The following is a 19738-nucleotide window of genomic DNA, read 5'->3' as shown; positions in this document are numbered from 1 at the left end:
TCAACGCATCGGGGCCGTGCACCCACGCTAGGTCGCGGCCTGCATGCCGGCGGCTGCGCGCGCAGCCGTAATCGCTTCCACCAGCAGATCGGCAGTGACCGGTTTGCGCAGGAATCCGTCGAAACCTGCGGCCTTGGCCTGGGTCTGCGCGGCGCTGTCAGCGCGTGCCGTGACTGCCAGCAGCGGGAAGCGATGGCCAAGCTGGCGCAGCTGCGATGCCAGGGCAAAGCCGTCCAGCCCGGGGAGATCCAGATCCAGCAGCGCGATGTCGAACCTGCCATCCACCGTTTCCGACAATGCAGCCAGCCCATGCGCGGCATGCACCACGCGGTGACCTCGATTGGTCAACAAGCCGCTGATCACCTCCGCCACGGTCGGGTCGTCTTCCACCAGCAGGATGCGCAGCGGCTCGCCTGCAGGCACCTGCACCTGGCCGGTGGCGATACGTGTGCCGGAGCGGTCGATCGGCAAGGGCAGATCCACGGTGAACTGGGTGCCGACGCCAAGCCGGCTGCGCACGCGGATTCGGCCCTTCATCGCCACGGTGAGTTCCTGGCAGATCGCCAGCCCAAGCCCGCTGCCGCCGTAGCGCGAACTGGTGCGCGCGCCCTCGCCTTGTTCGAAGCGCTGGAACAGTCGCTTCTGCTGTTCCGACCCGATGCCAGGACCCGTATCGCGCACCTTGAAGCGCAGGGCATCGCCGTGCTGGCTGACGGTGAGCGACACCTCGCCGCGTTCGGCAAACTTGATCGCATTGCCCAGCAGGTTGATCAGGATCTGACGCACCCGCGTTGCATCGCCCACGACCACCACATGCGGGGGAAGCTGATTGCGGTACTCCAAGCGCAGGCCGCGCGCGTCAGCGATGGGATGCATGAAATCGGCCAGTTCCTGGGTGAGCTGCGCGGGATCGAAGGGCTGCTGTACCAACTCCAGCTTGCCGGCCTCGATGCGTGCCAGATCCAGTGCATCGTTGACCAAGCGCAGCAGATGCGTGCCGGCCTTGCAGATCGCATCGACATACCCGCGCTGCTTGGCATTCAGCGGCGTGGCCAGCAGCAACTCGCTCATGCCCAGCACGCCGGTCATGGGTGTACGCACTTCGTGGCCAAGCGTCGCCAGGAAATGCGATTTGGCGATCGATGCCTGCTCGGCCAGCTGTTGCCGCTGCTGTGTCAGCACCCACTCCTGCTGCCGCCGCACGCGCTTTCGCCAGGCCCAAACACTTAAGTACAGCAGCAGCATGCAGAGCGCTGCCGCCGCCAACTGCGCGGCCGTGCTCAACCACCACGGCGGCCGCACCTCCAGTTGCAACACCGGCGCAGCGACCCAATCGCCATCGCCGGCACGCGCCTGGACCTCGATGCGGTAGTCGCCAGGCGGCAATCGCGAGATCACGCGCTCGCCGCTGGCACCCTGCTCCACCCAGCGTTCGTCGTAGCCATTGACACGGTAGCGGTAATGCGCGGAGGCCGGATCGACAAACGACAACAGCCGTGCGCTGATGCGCAGATCGCGATCGCGCGCCTGCAGGATCACCGGCGCGTTGTGGGCAACCGTCTGCGGGCGCTCGGCATCGTTGCGCCGCACCTGCACCGATTCGATCACCAGGCGGGCCAGCGGCGCAGGCGCAAATGGCCGCGACGGATCGAACAACACGATGCCGCTGGTCGTCAGCGCCAGCACCTGGCCGTTGGGACCAATCGCCGGCGGACGCATCGAAAACTCGCTATCTGGCAGGCCGTCGCGTGGACCGAACCGGCGGACCTGCGGCTGGCCGCGCCTGTAGGCGTACAGGCCCCGCGAGGTGGTGGCCCAGACCGTGTCGTCGCCGCCCAGCGCCAGGCCGCGTATCTCGGTAGGAGGCAGGCCGTGTTCGTGCCCGACCCGCTCCAGCAGGCGCGCCTGCCGCCCGTCCCAGCCGTAACGTTCCAGCGCACCGGAACGCCCAACCCAGAACTCGCGCGGCGACACGAAGGCCAGCGCATAGACTTCATGATTGGCGTCCTCGATCACTGCGCGAAAGCGTTCGCCCTGCCAGACCCACACACCATCCCCGGCTGCGACCCAGGCGGTGCCATCCGGCCGCACCGTCAGTTGCTGCACCATGCCGCCGACTTCACTGAGATCGGTGCCGAAGCGGAACGTGGCCAGCAGCCGTCCATCCGCGGCACGTCGCTGTACGCCACCTTCCACGATCGAAACCCAGAATTCGCCATCGATGCCGGGTGTCATCAGTTCCACCCGATGCGTTGCGGAAACACCGATCTGCATTGCGAGCTTCTGCTGCTGGCCGGTCTCCGGGGTATAGCGCGTCACGCCATCGCGCAGCGCGATCCACAAACTGCCGCCGCCGGCCGGCAGCACCGACTGCACGGTGCCGCCGCCCAATGCGTCGCTATGCAGGACCGGCACCAGCTCACCGTCATTGCCGAGCCGGTAGACGCCTTCGCCGGTCGTCACCAGAAAGCTGTCGCCATCGGCCACAGCGTTGACCAGATACAGGCTCTCCAGCGGCTTGCCCTGGGTCTGGAAAATGGTGGAGAACCGCCGCCAGTCCGGCGGCAAATACGCCACGCCCTGCGAAATCAGTCCGAGCCATAGCCCGCCCTGCCGGTCCTGCATCACATCGAGCACGCCGCTATGTGCGGTGAGGAAGCCGCTGCCGCGATCGCCTTCCATCAGGCGCAGCGCGGTTTCTCCCGGCGCCACCCGGAAAAATCCGTCGGCTGCACCAATCCAGTAGCCACCGTGCACATCGTGTACCACGGTCGCGGCACGCAGGGCATCGGCCCCGCTCCAGGGCGCGCGTTCCAGCGCACCAGCAGGCGTCACCCTGTACAAGCCATTGCTGGTCCCGACCCACACCGTACCGTCGGCATCCTTGCTGAGCTTGAAAACCGTCGTGCTCAGTCGGTCTGGCGCGATGCGCACGAAGCGCTCGCCGTCGCGCATCACCAACCCGCTGTCGGTGCCGATCCATAGCCGGCCGCGCGCATCGGTCAGCAGGCTCATGATGGTGTTGCTGGGCAGTCCGTCCGCCGCATACGGTGTGGCACGGAACGCCGTCACCCGACCATTTTCTTCGCGCCGGCACAGCCCGGCGCTGCTGGTTCCTACCCAGATCGCATCTTGTGCCTGGGCCAGTGCCCAGACCTGCCCATCGCATGCGCTGCCAACGTCGGGAAATGTCGTAAACGCCGAGCGCGCCGCATCCAGCATGCTCGGTGGCGAGCCGTTGATGCCAACCCATATCCGGTCGCGATCATCGACCAACAGCGTTTCCACTTCGTTGCCCGGAATCGAACTGGCGACATGCGGATCGTGCTGCCATACCTGCAAACCGATGCCGTCATAGCGCGCAAGGCCATCGCTGGTCGCCGCCCAGACATAGCCTTGCCGATCCTGGGCCAAGGCCAGCACCATGCGCGAAGGCAGGCCTTCGGCACTACCGAAGCGGCGCATGCGCGGGGTCTCGATCTGATTCACCGCCGCCGCATCCAGCCCGCTCAGCAGCAAGAGCACGGCCAGCACCGACATCAGCACGTTCTTCATCGTCATCCGTGTCCCCATCGCCGCGTGTGCGCCCGGCGTTCCTTGTTGGGACTGCACTTTACCCGCTACGCCGCAGTTCTTGGTCCCAGGAACTGGCTCGCTCCCTGGCCGAGTTGCCGTTCTGCTGCCCGCTGCGACTGACCCGGCATGCGACCAAATGCTTGGCCGGCCAGTGCAGCAGGTATCTGCTGCGCATGGCACTGGTCGTGGCGAACGCACTGCCGGTTTGCTGTCTGCCATGGAACCAAGACAGCGCCGGCGCGAGGCTGCTGTCGCGTCCTCGCCTGGCTTGCACCTGGACCTACGCGTCGCCGGCCTCGCGATCGCGCTGGCCATCATCGACATCGGCAAGCACCCGCGCCAAGGCCTGCGCCAGCAAATCGCCCGTGACCGGTTTGCGCAGAAAGCCATTGCAGCCGGCGGCCATCGCCTGCGGTTCGGCATCCGTGTCGGCACGTGCGGTCACGGCCACGATCGGGAAGCGCACACCGCGCGCGCGCAACTGCGCCACCAGCGCCGCACCATCGAGGCCGGGAAGATCCAGATCGCACAATCCCGCATCGAAACTGCGCGTGCTCACCTCTGCCAGCGCGGCAAGACCATGCAGCACATGCGTGACGTGATGCCCACGCGTCTGCAGCAGGCCCACGATCACCTGCGCCACGGTCGCATCGTCCTCGACCAGCAGCAGCTGCAACGGCGCTTGCTCACGCAGCGACGGAGCGCGCACTGCAGGCAGCGTGACCGCAGGCAAGGTGGACACCCAGTGCAACGGCAGCTCGACCACAAAACACGCGCCCTGCCCCAATTCACTGGTGACCGTCACCGCGCCGCCCATCGCCGCGGCAAGTTCGCGGCAGATCGCCAGCCCCAGCCCACTGCCGCCGTGCCGTGCCAGCGTGAGCGCGCCTTCGGCCTGTTCAAACCGCTGGAACAGCCGTCCGCGCTGCTCGGCGCTCATGCCCGGCCCGGTGTCGCGCACTTCCACGCGCAGACCCTGCCGGGTGTACTGCGGCAACGTGGTAAGGCGCAGGTGCACGCTACCGCGCTCGGTGAACTTGACCGCATTGAACAGCAGATTCAGCAGGATCTGCTGCACGCGACTGGCATCGCCATGCAATGCCGGTGGCAATGCCTCGTCGAGCTCGCACTGGAAGGCCAGCTGCTTCTGCTCGGCACTCGGGCGCACTAGTTCCACCACCTGGCCGACCAACTGGCGCAGATCGAAATCGCGGTAATCCAGCGGCAATTTGCCCGCTTCGATCCGGGCCAGATCCAGTGCATCGTTGACCAGACGCAGCAGGTGCTTGCCGGCCAGCTGGATCGCGCTTGCATAGCCTTGCTGACGGCCATCCAATGGGGTCTGCAGCAGCAACTCGCTCATGCCCAGCACACCGGTCATCGGCGTGCGCACCTCGTGACCCAACGTTGCCAGAAAGCGCGTCTTGGCCAGCGATGCCTGCTCGGCCAACTCGCGCTTGTGTTGCGCCAGCTGCCATTGCGCGCGCATGCGAATACGTCGCCGATATGCGGCGGCCAGCAAGGCGCTCAACAGCAATCCGGAAAACCCAATCGCCGCAATCCCGATCTCGCTACGCCACCAGGGCGGCCTGACCGAAAACTGCAGCGAACGTACCTGCGAGCGATTGCCCAGCGGGTCGATGCCCTGCAGCGCAAGCGCGTAGTTGCCGGCAGGCAGGCTGGCGAATTCGCGGATGCCGGTGTTGCCTATGGTCTGCCAGTCCGTATCGAAGCCTTTCAGGAAGCTGCGATACCGATTGGACAGCGGGTCGCTGTAAGACAGCAGGCGGCTGACGATCTGCAGCTGGCGGTCCTCCGGGCCCAGCTGGAACGGGCGGTCCATCGGCAAGGCGATGCGTGCGCCATTGCGCAGCACGCTGACGTGTTCCAATTGCAGTGCCGGCACGAACGGTGCAACGTCCGGCATTGCGGTATCCAGCAGCACGGTAGAGCCATCGCTGGTTGCCCCGATCAAGGTGTCGCCCGAGGTCAACAGGCAATGCTGGATGAACTCCTGACTGGTGAGGCCATCGCGCGTGCCGATATTGCGGACCCGCGCCGGATGCACTGAGGGATCGATCCGCCAAAGCCCGCGCAGACTGGAAATCCAGACCCGGCCACGCGGGTCGATCTGCATGGCAGAGGCATCGAACCCGCTCAGTCCATCCGCTTCGCCTACCTGACGCACGCGCTTCCAGCCGGCGGCGCGCTTTTGCCACTGCTCTGCACCGGAGGCGCGATATACCCAAAGTGTGTCCGCAGACTGGCTGGCGAATGCCTGGATCGGCGTCCCCTCAAGCCCTGCCACCGGCACGAAGCGGCTTGTCGCGTCGTCCCATGCGAACATGCCGCCCTCGCCGGCCACCCAGACGCGTCCGTCGGGGCCCTGGTCCAGTTGTTGGATGTCGATCGCGCGTAGGCCATGCAGGCCTTGTTGGGTCATCCGCTGCAAGACCTTGCCGGTGCGTAGATCGCGCTGCTGCACCATGTCGATGAAGGCCATCCAGACGGTGTCGCCATGCTCCATGATCCATTCCGGCGCCGACAACGCCGACGACGGCTCGGGCCCATCGGACGGCCAGTGCACGAAGTCACCGGTACGCAGGTCCATCCGCGAAAGGCCAAAGGTCAAATTCCCCAGCCACACCCGTTGCAGGCGATCTTCCAATGCCGACACCAACTCCATCCCTTTGAGCTGCGGCGACTGCAGGCCTGTCTGGAACGAATCGCCGGTGCTCGGATCCACGCGCAACAGACGCCCCTGCGCATCGACCTGCCATAAGCCCCCTGAGCGCTTGGCAGGCGCCAGGTTGCAATAGATCGCATCGCCCATCGGCACCGCGGGCTTGAGCACGGCACTGCGTTTCCAGTCGGCTGGCAGATACCCAAGCCCGGTGCCATGCATGGGCACCCATAGGCCGCCATCGGCCGCCCCCATCAAGCCGATCACGTTACGACGCGACAGCGGCCCCTCCCCGCTCAGGGCGGGCACCGGTGGACGCTCTCCGCGCGTGCGCCAAAGACCACGTCCGCTGCCCAGCCAGAATTCGCCATCCGGCGTCGCGACTGCGCCCCAGAACTCATTACCGTTGCCGAACATCGTTGACCAGGCAAGCGGCTGCCAGCGACCGTCGGCGCGCAGCACGTGCAATCCCGATTCGCTTCCCAGCCACAAACGGTCCCCGGCCCACTGCAAACCGAAGATGGCCGCTTCCCGGTTTGGCTCGTCCGCGACGTATTGGCGGTGCAGTTGCGTGCCGTCGTAATAGGCCAGGCCATTGCTGGTGCCGATCCACAGGCGGTGCTGGTTGTCCACCGCCAGGTTCATGACCATGGCGTGATCCAGCGCGCCTTCGATCCCGCCCAGGTTCACCGACGACATTCCTCCGTCGGCACCGATGCGCACCAGCGCACCGGTGGTGGTGCCGGCCCAGATGCCGCCATCGAATGCGGCGATGCTGAAGATCTCGCCGTCCTTCAGCAATGGATAGTCTGCAGCGCGATAGTGAACAAAGCGCCTGCGGCCGGCATCCAGCACGCTCAGCGTCTTGCCGCAGCCCACCCAGACCCGGTCCAGCGCATCGATATGCAATGCCTGCACCGCGTTGCAGGGCAACGACCCGGGGTCGGCCGGATCGTGCCGCCAGGTCCTGAAGCCCGCGCCGTCGTACCGCACCAGACCGTCGAGCGTTCCAAGCCATAGATAGCCGGCGCGATCCTGGCTGATGGCAACCACCATCGTCGAAGGCAATCCTTCGCTGGGTCCCACGATCCGAAAGCGTGGCACTTCCGGAATCTTTGCCGCGCACGGCCAGATCGCCAACAGCACGGCCAGCACCACGATGAGTACACGCATGGGGGAATCCTTTCCTCGTCCAGCCGGCATGCTCGCAACGGATCGTTGCGAGCGCAAGCCGAGCGCGCGTTGCCGGGATATGTCTAGAATCCGCCCATGACAATCCTCGCCCGCCTATTGGTGTCCTCTGCCCTGGTTGCAACCAGCCTCGCCGCCACCGCTGCGCCTGTGCGGTATGCGCTGGATCCGGTGCATACCCGGGTGTTGTTCGCGGTGGAACATGCCGGCTTTTCCAAGGCATTGGGCACCGTTTCCGGAAGTAGCGGCACCTTGGTCTTCGACCCGGACGACTGGGCCGCCGCCCGGCTGGATGTCACCGTGCCGCTGCACCGCGCAGACCTGGGCGATGCCAAGTGGAACCAGGCCACCCTGGCACGCAACCTACTCGACGCCGAGCGCTTTCCCGACGCGCATTTCGTCTCCACGCACGTCGAGGCCAGCGGCGAAAACCACGCCAAGGTCAGCGGTAACCTGACCCTGCACGGGGTCACCCGCCCGGTTACCCTGGACGTCACCCTCAACGCGCTCAAGCGCCATCCGCTCCCGCCGTTCCGCCGTACGGCCGGTTTCTCCGCCACCGCCACGCTGAGCCGTTCCGAGTTCGGGATTGATGCCTGGAAATCGATGATCGGCGACAGCGTGGAGTTGCGCATCGAAGCCGAAGCCGTGCGCGAAGGGCGCGCCGACGACGAGACCCACGAGCCGCAAGCCGCACCCACGCCTGCGGACGCCGCCGCCACCCAGGAATCGGGCACATGAGCACGAAGAACCTCGAGCGCTGGGGCGGTGTGAGCCAGACCCTGCACTGGTTGATCGCACTGCTGATCCTGGTGCTGGGCATCGTCGGCCTGACCATGGGCGAGCTGCCCAAGACCCCGAAATACTTCTGGGTGTACACGGCGCACAAATCGGTGGGGCTGACTGTCCTGGCCTTGGTGATCGTGCGGCTTGGGTGGCGCATCTACGCCGGCGCACCGCCGCCGGTGGCCGGTACGCCGCGCTGGCAGGAGCGCATCGCCGGGTTCACCCACTGGCTGCTGTACGCCATGATCTTCGCCATGCCGCTGTCGGGCTGGTTGTACGACTCCACCAGCGGCCTGCGGCCGTTTCGCTGGTTCGGCCTGTTCAATGTGCCCAAGCTCAGCCCCCCGGACGAACAATTGCGCGCCATTGCGCACTTCGTCCACGAATGGGGTTTCTGGTTGCTGATTGCCGTGGTATTGGCGCATGCCGGCGCTGCGTTTTACCACCACCTGTTCCAGCGCGACGCCACCCTGGCGCGGATGTTGCCGCGTGGCTGGCTGGCTCCCAAACCATAAGGATTTCCCATGTCGTCCAAGTTGTTTGTCTCTCCGATGCTGGTCGCGGCCTCGCTGGTGGCCACGTTCGCCGCCGCGCCGGTGCTGGCCGCCGATTACGTGCAGGCGCCCGGCTCCAGCCTGGTATTTGCCAGCAAGTACGACGGTGAAGTGTTCACCGGCAAGTTCCCCGGCTTCGACACCACGCTGAGTTTCGATCCGGCCAACCTTGCCGGGGCCAAGCTCGACGTGCGCATCCCACTGGCCAGCGCGGTCAGCGGCAACAACGATCGCGATTCCACCCTGCAGGGTCCGGATTTCTTCAATGTCGCCAAGTTCGCCACTGCGCGCTACCGCGCCGACAAGTTCCGCGCCCTGGGCGGCAACCAGTACGCTGCCGATGGCACCTTGGAACTGCGCGGTGTCAGCAAGCCGGTGACGCTGACCTTTACCTGGACGCCCGGCGCGCAGCCGGTGCTGTCCGGCAAGGCCGTCGTCAAGCGGCTGGACTTTGGCGTGGGCGGCGGCGACTGGGCCGACACCAAGACCATTCCCAACGAAACCGCGATCAGCACCAAGGTCGTGTTGAAGGCGAAGTAACGCCACAGGCTGCAACCGGACGCAGCCACTGAGCGGCGGACTACTCGTCGGGTCCGCCGCTTTTTTGTGCCCACATGGCGTGGAACAGCGAGCCGGTGCTCACCGGCTGCAATAGATTGCGGAGCCGGCGCGTTGTCGTGCCGCTCCTACCGCTCGGCGACGTCGTCGTCCAGCCATGCACGCAAGCGCACGCGATCGAACGGCCAATCCAGCTCGCGTCCACGCGCATCGCGCAGCACCGGCACGCGCGCGCCGTAAACGACCTCAAGCGCCGCGTCGTCGTCGATGAACGCGCTGTCGAAATCGCCTGCACGCGCCTGCGCCAGCACTTCCAAGGCCTGGTCGCACAGGTGGCAATCGTCGCGCTGGTACAGGGTCAGGGGCATCGGCCGGGCTCTCATGCTGCGCTGCAGCCGTGCCGCAAGCGCCGAACGACTAGAATAGCCGCCTTTACGCTCACCTCTCCGGCACGCATGGCTGTCAGCACGTTCGACCTGTTCAAGATCGGTATCGGCCCGAGTTCCTCCCACACCGTGGGGCCGATGCGCGCCGCCGAGCGCTTCGTGCATCGCTGGCTGCTCGATGCCGGGCGCCTGCAGGACGTGGTGCGCATCCGCGCCGAAGTCTTCGGCTCGCTCGCCCTGACCGGCCGCGGCCATGGCACCGACAAGGCGGTGCTGCTCGGGCTGGAGGGCCACCGCCCCAACCTGATCGACCCGGACATCATCCCCGCCACGCTGGAGCGCATTCGTACCAGCAAGCGCATCACCTTGATGGGCCAGCACGCCATCGTCTTCGACGAAAAGCGCGACCTGCCGATGAACAAGCGGCAGAAGCTGCCGTACCACACCAACGGCATGCGCTTTACCGCCTACGATGCCGATGAAGCCGTCATCGCCACACGCGATTACTATTCGGTCGGCGGCGGCTTCGTGGTCAATCAGGATGACGCCGCAGACGACCGCATCGTGGCCGACGAAACGCCGCTGCCCTACCCGTTCCTCAGCGGCGACGAACTGCTGGCGCAGTGCGCGCGCAGCGGCCTGAGCATTGCCGCGCTGATGTTCGAGAACGAAAAGAGCTGGCGCAGCGAAGAGGAGATCCGTGCGGGCCTGCGCGAACTGTGGAATGCAATGCAGTCCTGCGTGAAGCGCGGCATCCGCGAAGAAGGCACGCTACCGGGCGGCCTGAATGTCTCCCGCCGCGCACCAGCGCTGTACCGCGAACTGTCCTCCAAGCCGGAGGCGGCCATGCGCGACCCGTTGACCACGCTGGATTGGGTCAACCTGTACGCACTGGCCGTCAACGAAGAAAACGCCGCCGGCGGCCGCGTGGTCACCGCGCCGACCAACGGCGCGGCCGGCATCATTCCGGCGGTGCTGCATTATTTCGACCGCTTCTGCGCAGGCGCATCCGAACAACGCATCTTCGATTTCCTGCTCACCGCAGCGGCCATCGGCATTCTCTACAAAGAAAACGCCTCGATTTCCGGTGCCGAAGTCGGCTGCCAGGGCGAAGTGGGCGTGGCCTGCTCGATGGCCGCCGGCGGCCTGGTTGCCGCACTCGGCGGCAACCCCGGGCAGATCGAAAACGCTGCGGAAATCGGCATGGAACACAACCTGGGCCTGACCTGCGATCCGATCGGCGGGCTGGTGCAGATTCCGTGCATCGAACGCAACGCCATGGGCGCGGTGAAGGCCATCAACGCCAGCCGCATGGCCATGCGTGGCGACGGCAAGCACAAGGTCTCGCTGGACAAGGTCATCAAGACTATGCGCGACACCGGCCGCGACATGCAGGACAAGTACAAGGAAACCAGCCGCGGCGGGCTGGCGGTGAACGTCATCGAATGCTGAGCCAATCGTAGGCGGAGTGCTGCTCAACCCAGCGCGCGCAGCGACGAAAAAACCCGCTCCACGGATGCATGCCCTTGCACTGCCGTTCTCGTGCACGCAGGAAGAAGATGCGCGAAATGCAGATGAGGGGACGCACCAGCCGCGGGGAACGCGCTGCCCCGCTCCCGCACGCGGGAGAAGGTGCGCGAAGCGCGGATGAGGGCAATAGAGATCGGCGCACGCATCGGAGCCGGGTCGCCAGTCATCGTCAGCAACGCGCCTGCAGCGCCCGACAACCGTCACCCGGCTGTACGTTCCCACCACATTCGCCGCTGTACCGTCAGGGCCTGGATTTGGATGGAGATCACGATGCGAAAGCGTGTTTGCACCCTCATGCTCGCCCTGGCCAGTAGTCCGCTCCTGGCGCAGGAAGCCAGTTATGGCGCGCGGCTGGAAGGCTTCGACTACCCACATCCAGTCAAGACTTATGCATTCACCTCGCAACAGCAGCCGCTGGAAATGGCCTATCTGGATGTTGCGCCAACCGGCACACCCAATGGCCACACTGCGGTCCTGTTGCATGGCAAGAACTTCTGCGCCGCCACCTGGGAAGACAGCATCGCCGCGCTAAGCAAGGCCGGCTACCGCGTCATCGCGCCAGACCAGATCGGTTTCTGCAAGTCCAGCAAGCCGGCCGCCTATCAGTTTTCGTTCGCGCAACTGGCAGACAATACGCATGCGTTGTTGAAGACGCTCGGCATCGAACGTGCGGTGGTGGTCGGCCATTCGATGGGCGGCATGCTGGCCATTCGCTATGCGCTGATGTACCCGCAATCCACCGAGCATCTGGCGCTGGTGGACCCCATCGGGCTGGAAGACTGGAAGGCCGAAGGCGTCCCCTGGCGCAGCGTGGATGCGTGGTACGACAACGAGCTGAAGACCAGCTTCGAACGGATCAAGAAGTACCAGATGGACGTGTACTACGCCGGTCAATGGAAGCCGGCATTCGAACGCTGGGCGCGCATGCAGGCCGGTATGTCGCTGGGCAAGGGCAAGCAGGCCGTGGCGTGGAATCAGGCGTTGACCTACGACATGGTCTTCAACCAACCGGTGGTCTACGAGCTGCCCAAACTTGCGGTGCCGACCACGCTGTTCATCGGCCTCAAGGACCGCACCGCCATCGGCAAGGACACCGCACCGCCCGAGGTCAAGGCACGCGTGGGCGATTACACCAAGCTGGGCAAGCGCGCGGCAGCCGCGATTCCGAATGCGAAACTGATCGAGTTCGCCGATCTGGGCCATTCGCCACAGGTGCAGGACCCGGCCAGCTTCAATGCTGCGCTGTTGAAGGCGATCGCGCCGTAATGCTGTGGATCTATGGGAGGGCAACGGTCGGTCGCCCTCTTATCTTCACCGCGGCCGGTCGAAACCGGCTGCAGCCAGCACCGATGGGCAGATCGCACACTCCAGTGCCGCAAGGCGCACGGCAACGCACCGGCGTCAGCTCGGTCGCGCCATCAGCCGGCCACGATCCGCAACACGTCATCCAGCAACGCCGCTGCAGTCACCTCGGCGCCCGCGCCCGGGCCCTGGATCAGCAGCGGCTGCGCGCGATAGCGGTCACTGCTGATCGCCACGCGGTTGTCGGTCCCGGCACCGCCGGCCAGGGGGTGGTCCAGCGCCAGCTCACGCAATCCCACGCTTGCACCATGCGCGTCCACACGGCCGACAAAGCGCAGGCAACGCCCTGCCGCACGCGCCTGTTGCCACCGCGCGCCCACCACCGCATCCAGCGCGCCCAACTGCGCATCCAGTTCAGCAAGCGGCGCCTTGGCAATGACGGCAGGCACCAGCGATTCCACATGCACCTGCTCGGCCTCCAGTTGCCACCCCGCGGCACGCGCCAGGATCAGCAGCTTGCGCCGCACATCCTCGCCAGAGAGATCGATGCGTGGATCCGGCTCGGTATAACCAGCCGCCATCGCTTCGCGCACGCAGGCGGAAAACGCGCCACTGCCGTCGTAGCGATGAAACAGCCACGCCAACGATCCGGACAACACGCCTTCGATCGAATGAATGCGATCCCCACCGGCGACCAAGGCGCGCACGCTGCTCAACACCGGTAGCCCGGCGCCCACAGTGGCGCTGTCGCCGTAATACGCGCCGCTGGCATGGCGGGCCGCATGCAGCGCCTGCGCACGCGACAACGCGGTGCCCTGGCCCAGTTTGTTGGCGGTGACCACATGCACACCGCGCTGCAACCATTCGACATGCCAATCGGCCACGACATCGCTGGCAGTCGCATCCACCAGTACATCGCCGGCACGCAGTGCGGTGGTTTCCGCCCAGGGCTGCAAGAGCGTTTGCCAGCGCGGCGCCGCATTGGCGTGCTGCAGGGCCTGCTCGGCGCTGACGCCACAATCCTGCGCAACACGCGAATTGGCCAGCCAATCGAAGCGCGGCAAGCGCAGTTGGCGCTGCTGCAGCGCGGTGTAGCGCGTCACGAACGCGCGCCCCACGGTGCCGGTCCCCAGCAAGGCTAGGCGCGGTGTGGGCGTCACTGCAGCGACCGGAGCGCGGCGCGAAACGGGCAGGACATTGCTCACGCGTCGACCTGTTTGCGGCTGGCGGCGGTCAGGGTCGCTTCGGCACGGGCCAGGCCGGCGCGCAGATCGATCAGCAGATCGTCGGCCGATTCGATCCCGATCGACAAGCGCAGCAAGCCATCGGAAATACCGGCTGCCGCACGCGCTTCGGCGGTCATTGCCGCATGCGTCATCGAGGCCGGATGCGCGATCAGGCTTTCCACTCCGCCCAACGATTCGGCCAGGGTGAAGTAACGCAAGCCATCGACGAACGCACGCACGGCCGCTTCGCCGCCTTCCAGTTCGAAACTCATCATCGCCCCGAAGCCCTTCTGCTGACGCGCGGCCAGTGCATGGCCCGGATGCGAGGCCAGCCCCGGGAAATACACCCGATTCACCGCCGCATGCCCGTCCAGCAATGCAGCGATCGCATCGGCGTTTTCCTGATGCACGCGCAGCCGGGCATCCAGCGTGCGCAGACCGCGCAAGGTAAGGAAGGCATCGAACGGCGAGCCGGTCAGGCCCAACGCATTGGCCCACCACACCAGTTGCTGATGCAGTTGGGCATCGCGTGCCACCACCGCACCGCCCACCACATCGCTATGGCCGTTGATGTACTTGGTGGTGGAGTGCAGAACCAGATCGGCACCGAAATCCAGCGGCTTCTGCAGCGCCGGAGACAGGAAGGTGTTGTCCACCACCGTCAATGCGCCGACCTTCCTTGCAGCTTCGATGACAAAGCGCAGATCGGTGATGCGCAGCAGCGGATTGGACGGGGTTTCGATCAGCACCAGCTTGGGCGACTGCGCCAATGCGTCGGCCAGCGAACGCGGATCGGTCAGATCCGCGGTGATCAGCGCGAAGTGGCCTTTCTTGGCCAATGCATTGAACAGGCGCCAGCTGCCGCCGTACGCATCGTGCGGCACCACCAGCGTATCGCCGGGTTGCAGCACCGCGTTGAGCACCAGATTGATCGCGCCCATGCCGGTGGAGGTGATCACGCCGCCCGCGCCGCCTTCCAATTCGGCCAGCGCTTCGCCTAACAGGTCGCGGGTCGGATTGCCGCTGCGGGTGTAGTCGTACTGGCGCTTGTTGCCGAAACCATCGAACGAGAAATTCGACGACAGCACGATCGGCGGGGTCACTGCCCCGTAGGCGGTGTCGCGATCGATACCGGCACGCACGGCGGCGGTGGCAGCAGTACAGGGGGCGTCGGTGGGGTCACGAAAGCTCATGCGGTTTCTCCGGTGCTGCGAAGGGCGGTAGTGAGGATTGCGTCGATGCGATCGATTTCTTTCAGGAAGGCGTCGTGCCCATACGGCGAGCGCAACACGCGCAGGCTGCCGCGCGGGCCGAGGCCTTCGACCAGGCTGACCATGTCGGCCAGCGGCACCAGGCGGTCGCCCTCCACCGCCACCACCACGGTGGGCACGCGCACTTGCGCGGGGTCGATGCGATGCAGGTCGATCGATTCGGACAGGCGCAGATACGCGTTCACCGGCGTGCGCGCCACGTACTGCGCACCGGCGGCGTCCAGATAGTCCTCGGCGGCCACACGCACGCGGCCGTTGATGACCTCCGGCGGCGCATCGAAGCGCTCGCTGAATTCTTCCGGCGTGCGGTAGCTGAGCATGGCGAACTGACGCGCCAGCGCCAGGCCATGCTGCTCCGCGCACTGCAGCTGGCCCAGCGCTACCGCGCGGCGCTGCAGGGCACGCCAGGCCGCCGCATACGGATGCGCGCGGTGCGCGCCGCTCACCGCGACCAGGGTGCCGACACGGGCCGCATGGCGAATTGCAAATTGCAATCCCACCAGCGCACCGTAGGAATAGCCGACAAAGCCATGCAAGCGTCCGATGCCCAGCGCGTCCAGCAAGGCGGCAATCGCATCGGCCTGATCGGCGGTATCGATCGGCGCGTCCAGGTTGCCGTCGGCACCGAGAAAGTCGAATGCCAGCAGGCGACGCGCGGCAGGATCCAGTGCGCGGCCATCGCCGACCAGCCCATCCACCCAGCCCTTTTCGGGGAACAGGTCGCTGGCGGCCAGATGGCGGTGCGCGGAAATCCCGCCGGCCACGAACACCACCGGCGCATTGGCCGCGCCGATCAGTTCATAGCGAAGCCGCAGCTCGCGCATGCCGGCATGGCGCATCGGCAGGGCGATGACGCGTTCGCCGCGCACGGCAGTGATGCCGTCGTCGCTGCTGGCGGGGGTGTCAACGAAATCGTTGGTAGACGGCGATGCTGTGTTCACGAGGCTCATGGCGGTATCCAGGTGGATCGGCCATCGAGCTTCGCGGAGCTCGCGTTCGACGTGCGCAAGGCACGATTCGAACCATCTTTCGGCGGACGCGGAGGTCCCCGCAGGATTTGGCACCAAACGCGGACGCTTGCGCGCTCCGCTGGCTGCCCCGGCATCAAAGGGCCTGTCCCTCCGCCGGTCTCGATGGTGAGGCTAAGATGCCACCGGAATTTTGCGATGTCAATCTCTTCATACGGATGGAAAGATATATTTTCATCCGTTACCACTCGGGTCGATGCTGGGCCGCATACTTGCGCCCCCTTGCTCGAGTCGATGGCGTGCCCTACCACGTGTCTCGTACTGCCCTGCCCGCCCTGATCGCGGCATGCGTCCTGCTGCCGGCCTGGGTACCTGCGGCACACGCACAACAGCCTTGGCACTGGCCCGGCGCTGCAAAGCACTCGCCCCAGGCACCTGGCGCACAACCCGCGACGACAGCCACAGGCACTGGCGCCTCGCTGCAACTGGAATGGCAGGCACCGGTGTATCTGGCCTGGGTCACCAATCCACTGGCCGGGCCTGCGCAACTGCGCCTGAGCGCACCGCCCAGCGAGGATTACCGCGCCGTGCCGCAATTACCGCTGACGCTCGAGTTGGCCGCCCACGAGCGCCGCCTCGTGACCCGGCTGTATCCAGCCAGCAATCAGCGCACCCTGGGCGGTTTCGGCCTCACGCTTGAGGTGGTGCCGGGCGATCCGAGGGCCGCCCCGCAGCCTGTGCGCTATCAATTGCCATTCCACAACGTGCCGGTGCAGGTGGCGCAGGGCTTTGGCGGGCAGTTCAGCCACGCCGATCCGCCCAACTGGTATGCGGTGGACTTCGCCATGCCGCAGGGCACGCCGGTGCTGGCAGCGCGCGAGGGCGTGGTCATGGAAGTGCAGCGCGATGTCCTCGACAGCACCCCAAGCGACCCCGCCGCTGGCGGCGGCAACCTGGTGCGCGTCCTGCATGCCGACGGCAGCATGGCCCTGTACGCCCACTTGGCGCCCGACGGCGTGGCGGTGCGACCTGGCCAGGCGGTGCGCACCGGCGAACGGCTTGGTGCCTCAGGCAATACCGGCTTCAGCACCGCGCCGCATCTGCATTTTGCAATCCAGCACAATGCCGGCATGCAGTTGCTCTCGTTGCCGTTCCGCATGCTCGGCCCGCAGGGCGAGCTGCGGTTTCCCTCGCCGGCGCCCTGACCGGCGCAGGCTCGACCGACGTCCGCCGCCCAAATCGCCGAGCCCAACCCCTGCCGCAAAAGCGTGCCGCAGCGAAGCCGCTATAATCGTCGGCTTCCTCAGTTTCCGCAGGCGTCCGACCGGGCGCGCGCCCCGCCCATGTCCGAAGTCTCCAACGAAGCCGCGCGCCGGCGCACCTTCGCCATCATTTCCCATCCAGATGCCGGCAAGACCACGCTGACCGAAAAGCTGTTGCTGTTCGGCGGCGCGATCCAGATGGCCGGCTCGGTGAAGGGCCGCAAGGCCGCACGCCATGCCACCTCGGACTGGATGGCGCTGGAAAAAGAGCGCGGCATCTCGGTGACCTCCTCGGTGATGCAGTTCCCGTACGAGGGCAAGATCGTCAACCTGCTCGACACGCCCGGCCACGCCGACTTCGGCGAGGATACCTACCGCGTGCTCACCGCGGTGGACTCGGCGCTGATGGTCATCGACGTGGCCAAGGGCGTGGAAGAACGCACCATCAAACTGATGGAAGTCTGCCGGCTGCGCGACACGCCCATCATGACCTTCATCAACAAGCTCGATCGCGAGGGCAAGAACCCGATCGATTTGCTGGATGAAGTGGAAACCGTGCTCGGCATCCAGTGCGCGCCGGTCACCTGGCCGATCGGCATGGGCCAGCGCCTCAAGGGCGTGGTGCACCTGATTTCCGGCGAAGTGCATCTGTACGAACAGGGGCGCAATTTCACCCGTCAGGATTCCACCATCTTCCCCTCGCTGGAGGCGCCCGGCCTGGTCGAAAAGATCGGCGAGCAGATGCTGGCCGAGCTGCGCGAGGAGCTGGAACTGGTGCAAGGTGCCAGCAACCCGTTCGATCTTGACGCGTACCGCGCCGGCCAGCAGACCCCGGTGTTCTTCGGTTCGGGCGTCAACAATTTCGGTGTGCAACCGTTGCTGGATTTCTTCGTCGAACACGCACCGCCGCCGCAGGCGCGCGAGACCACCGGCCGCCGCGTGGAGCCGACCGAAGCCAAATTGAGCGGCTTCGTGTTCAAGATTCAGGCCAACATGGATCCGCAGCATCGCGACCGCGTGGCCTTCATGCGCGTGTGCTCTGGCAAGTTCACTGCCGGCATGAAGACGCTGCATGTGCGCAGCGGCAAGGACGTCAAATTGGCCAATGCACTGACCTTCATGGCGTCCGATCGCGAGATCGCCGCAGAAGCGTGGCCGGGCGATGTCATCGGCATCCATAACCACGGCACCATTTCCATCGGCGATACCTTTACCGAAGGCGAATCGCTGTCGTTCACCGGCATTCCCAACTTCGCGCCGGAACTGTTCCGCCGCGCGCGCCTGCGCGATCCGCTCAAGCTCAAGCAATTGCAGAAGGGCCTGGCGCAGCTGTCCGAAGAGGGCGCCACGCAATTCTTCCGCCCGTTGATGAGCAACGACCTGATCCTGGGGGCGGTCGGTGTATTGCAGTTCGACGTGGTCGCGTACCGGCTCAAGGACGAATACGGCGTGGATGCGATCTTCGAGCCGGTGAGCGTCACCACTGCACGCTGGGTGCACTGCGACAATGCCAAGAAGCTGGAAGAATTTCGCGAAAAAAATGCCGGCAACCTGGGCATCGACGCGGCCGGCCAGCTGGTGTACCTGGCACCGACTCGCGTGAATCTGCAGCTGGCACAGGAACGCGCACCGGATGTGCGCTTTTCGGCCACCCGCGAACATGCGCATGTCAAGGCAATCGATTGACCTGCACATGACCTGCGGCAAGCGTGCGGTACCGCTGGCGATGCGAATTGCTCGCAATTGCGGTACCTTTTTGGCATGAACGCAGACGCCTCCCCCTCGACCGACCTGCGCGACGAAATCGCCAGTGCCGTCACGCACGGCCTGGGTGCGGTTGCCGCACTGGCCGGTGGTTCGGTGCTGATCACGCTGGCCGCCATCTATGGCGATGGCTGGCAACTGGCCACCGCCATCGTGTTCAGTGCTACGCTGGTATTGCTCTACGTCGCCTCCACGCTGTTCCATGCCATTCCGCATCCGGGCGCCAAGGCGCGCCTGCAGGTGCTCGATCATTGCGCGATCTATCTGCTGATCGCCGGCACCTACACACCGTTTACGTTGATCAATCTGCGCGGCCCCTGGGGCTGGGGATTATTCGCCGCCATCTGGACGATCGCCGCCGCCGGGGTGATCTTCAAACTGTTTTTTACCGGTCGCTTTCGATTGCTCTCGACGGTGCTGTATCTGGCGATGGGCTGGCTGATCATCGTGGCCATTGAGCCGCTGCTGCGCTCTGTCGACACCTGGTCGCTGTGCTGGCTGCTGGCTGGCGGGCTCTTCTACACCTTGGGCACGTATTTCTATCAGCGCGACACCCAGCGTTACTTCCACGCCATCTGGCACCTGTTCGTGCTCGCCGGTAGCGCTTGCCACTTCGTTGCGGTGACCGCGCAGGTGATGTGATCTGTGACCGACAGCGCGTTCGCGCGCCGTGCACGAGCC

14 protein-coding genes and 1 riboswitch are annotated in these 19738 nt (G+C 65.6%); of the genes, 8 read left to right on the top strand and 6 right to left on the bottom strand.

Annotation, left to right across the window (positions count from 1 at the left end):
- Positions 1-27 precede the first annotated feature (27 nt).
- Together LN450_RS20290 and LN450_RS20285 are read right to left on the bottom strand one after the other, a co-directional pair.
- Positions 28-3555, bottom strand: a complete 3528-nt coding sequence (locus LN450_RS20290) for a sensor histidine kinase (protein WP_041855075.1) — start codon at positions 3553-3555, stop codon at positions 28-30.
- Positions 3556-3856: 301 nt separating this feature from the next.
- Positions 3857-7432 carry a hybrid sensor histidine kinase/response regulator gene (locus tag LN450_RS20285; RefSeq protein ID WP_011348190.1) on the bottom strand — a complete coding sequence of 1192 codons (3576 nt, stop codon included), beginning with the start codon at positions 7430-7432 and terminating at the stop codon, positions 3857-3859.
- A 96-nt stretch (positions 7433-7528) separates the two neighbouring features.
- Here LN450_RS20285 and LN450_RS20280 point away from each other — a divergent pair, with 96 nt between their 5' ends.
- Genes LN450_RS20280 through LN450_RS20270 form a run of 3 tightly spaced genes read left to right on the top strand, consistent with a single transcriptional unit; the run spans position 7529 to position 9330 of the window.
- Entirely contained in the window at positions 7529-8191 is a 663-nt protein-coding gene (locus tag LN450_RS20280; protein ID WP_011348191.1) for a YceI family protein, read from the top strand.
- Positions 8188-8751 carry a cytochrome b gene (locus LN450_RS20275; RefSeq protein WP_011348192.1) on the top strand — a complete coding sequence of 188 codons (564 nt, stop codon included), beginning with the start codon at positions 8188-8190 and terminating at the stop codon, positions 8749-8751. The genes LN450_RS20280 and LN450_RS20275 overlap by 4 nt, the downstream gene beginning before the upstream one ends.
- 9 nt (positions 8752-8760) lie before the next feature.
- Complete coding sequence (locus tag LN450_RS20270) at positions 8761-9330, top strand: YceI family protein (RefSeq protein WP_011348193.1); 570 nt, start codon at positions 8761-8763, stop codon at positions 9328-9330.
- Between the two features lie 146 nt (positions 9331-9476).
- Here the strand turns inward: LN450_RS20270 and LN450_RS20265 are convergent, their stop codons facing one another.
- Positions 9477-9716 (bottom strand): glutaredoxin family protein, encoded by a 240-nt coding sequence (locus LN450_RS20265; protein WP_041855076.1) that lies wholly within the window; start codon positions 9714-9716, stop codon positions 9477-9479.
- A gap of 87 nt (positions 9717-9803) precedes the next feature.
- Here LN450_RS20265 and LN450_RS20260 point away from each other — a divergent pair, with 87 nt between their 5' ends.
- Both LN450_RS20260 and LN450_RS20255 read left to right on the top strand, forming a co-directional pair.
- Complete coding sequence (locus LN450_RS20260; RefSeq protein ID WP_011348195.1) at positions 9804-11186, top strand: L-serine ammonia-lyase; 1383 nt, start codon at positions 9804-9806, stop codon at positions 11184-11186.
- Positions 11187-11522: 336 nt separating this feature from the next.
- On the top strand, positions 11523-12530 hold the full coding sequence (locus LN450_RS20255; protein WP_039416471.1) for an alpha/beta fold hydrolase: 1008 nt from the start codon (positions 11523-11525) through the stop codon (positions 12528-12530).
- Between the two features lie 152 nt (positions 12531-12682).
- Here the strand turns inward: LN450_RS20255 and LN450_RS20250 are convergent, their stop codons facing one another.
- The 3 genes from LN450_RS20250 to metX are packed head-to-tail and all read right to left on the bottom strand — an operon-like array spanning position 12683 to position 16013.
- Positions 12683-13771, bottom strand: a complete 1089-nt coding sequence (locus tag LN450_RS20250) for a homoserine dehydrogenase family protein (protein WP_011348197.1) — start codon at positions 13769-13771, stop codon at positions 12683-12685.
- Complete coding sequence (locus LN450_RS20245; protein WP_008575294.1) at positions 13768-14985, bottom strand: O-succinylhomoserine (thiol)-lyase; 1218 nt, start codon at positions 14983-14985, stop codon at positions 13768-13770. The genes LN450_RS20250 and LN450_RS20245 overlap by 4 nt, the downstream gene beginning before the upstream one ends.
- Positions 14982-16013 carry a homoserine O-succinyltransferase MetX gene (metX, locus tag LN450_RS20240; RefSeq protein ID WP_011348198.1) on the bottom strand — a complete coding sequence of 344 codons (1032 nt, stop codon included), beginning with the start codon at positions 16011-16013 and terminating at the stop codon, positions 14982-14984. The genes LN450_RS20245 and metX overlap by 4 nt, the downstream gene beginning before the upstream one ends.
- Positions 16014-16082: 69 nt before the next feature.
- A riboswitch (SAM riboswitch) is annotated at positions 16083-16203 on the bottom strand.
- 127 nt (positions 16204-16330) lie between these two features.
- Here metX and LN450_RS20235 point away from each other — a divergent pair.
- The 3 genes from LN450_RS20235 to trhA all read left to right on the top strand — a co-directional run bounded on the left by LN450_RS20235 (position 16331) and on the right by trhA (position 19699).
- Positions 16331-17236 (top strand): M23 family metallopeptidase, encoded by a 906-nt coding sequence (locus LN450_RS20235; RefSeq protein ID WP_011348199.1) that lies wholly within the window; start codon positions 16331-16333, stop codon positions 17234-17236.
- Positions 17237-17374: 138 nt separating this feature from the next.
- Positions 17375-18979 carry a peptide chain release factor 3 gene (locus tag LN450_RS20230; RefSeq protein ID WP_011348200.1) on the top strand — a complete coding sequence of 535 codons (1605 nt, stop codon included), beginning with the start codon at positions 17375-17377 and terminating at the stop codon, positions 18977-18979.
- A gap of 75 nt (positions 18980-19054) precedes the next feature.
- Positions 19055-19699: a PAQR family membrane homeostasis protein TrhA gene (gene trhA, locus LN450_RS20225; protein ID WP_008572085.1), complete on the top strand. Its 645-nt coding sequence runs from the start codon at positions 19055-19057 to the stop codon at positions 19697-19699.
- Positions 19700-19738: the final 39 nt, after the last annotated feature.

The organism is Xanthomonas euvesicatoria pv. euvesicatoria (assembly GCF_020880415.1).
Classification (GTDB): domain Bacteria; phylum Pseudomonadota; class Gammaproteobacteria; order Xanthomonadales; family Xanthomonadaceae; genus Xanthomonas; species Xanthomonas euvesicatoria.
This window is presented reverse-complemented; position numbering and strand designations above follow the sequence as displayed.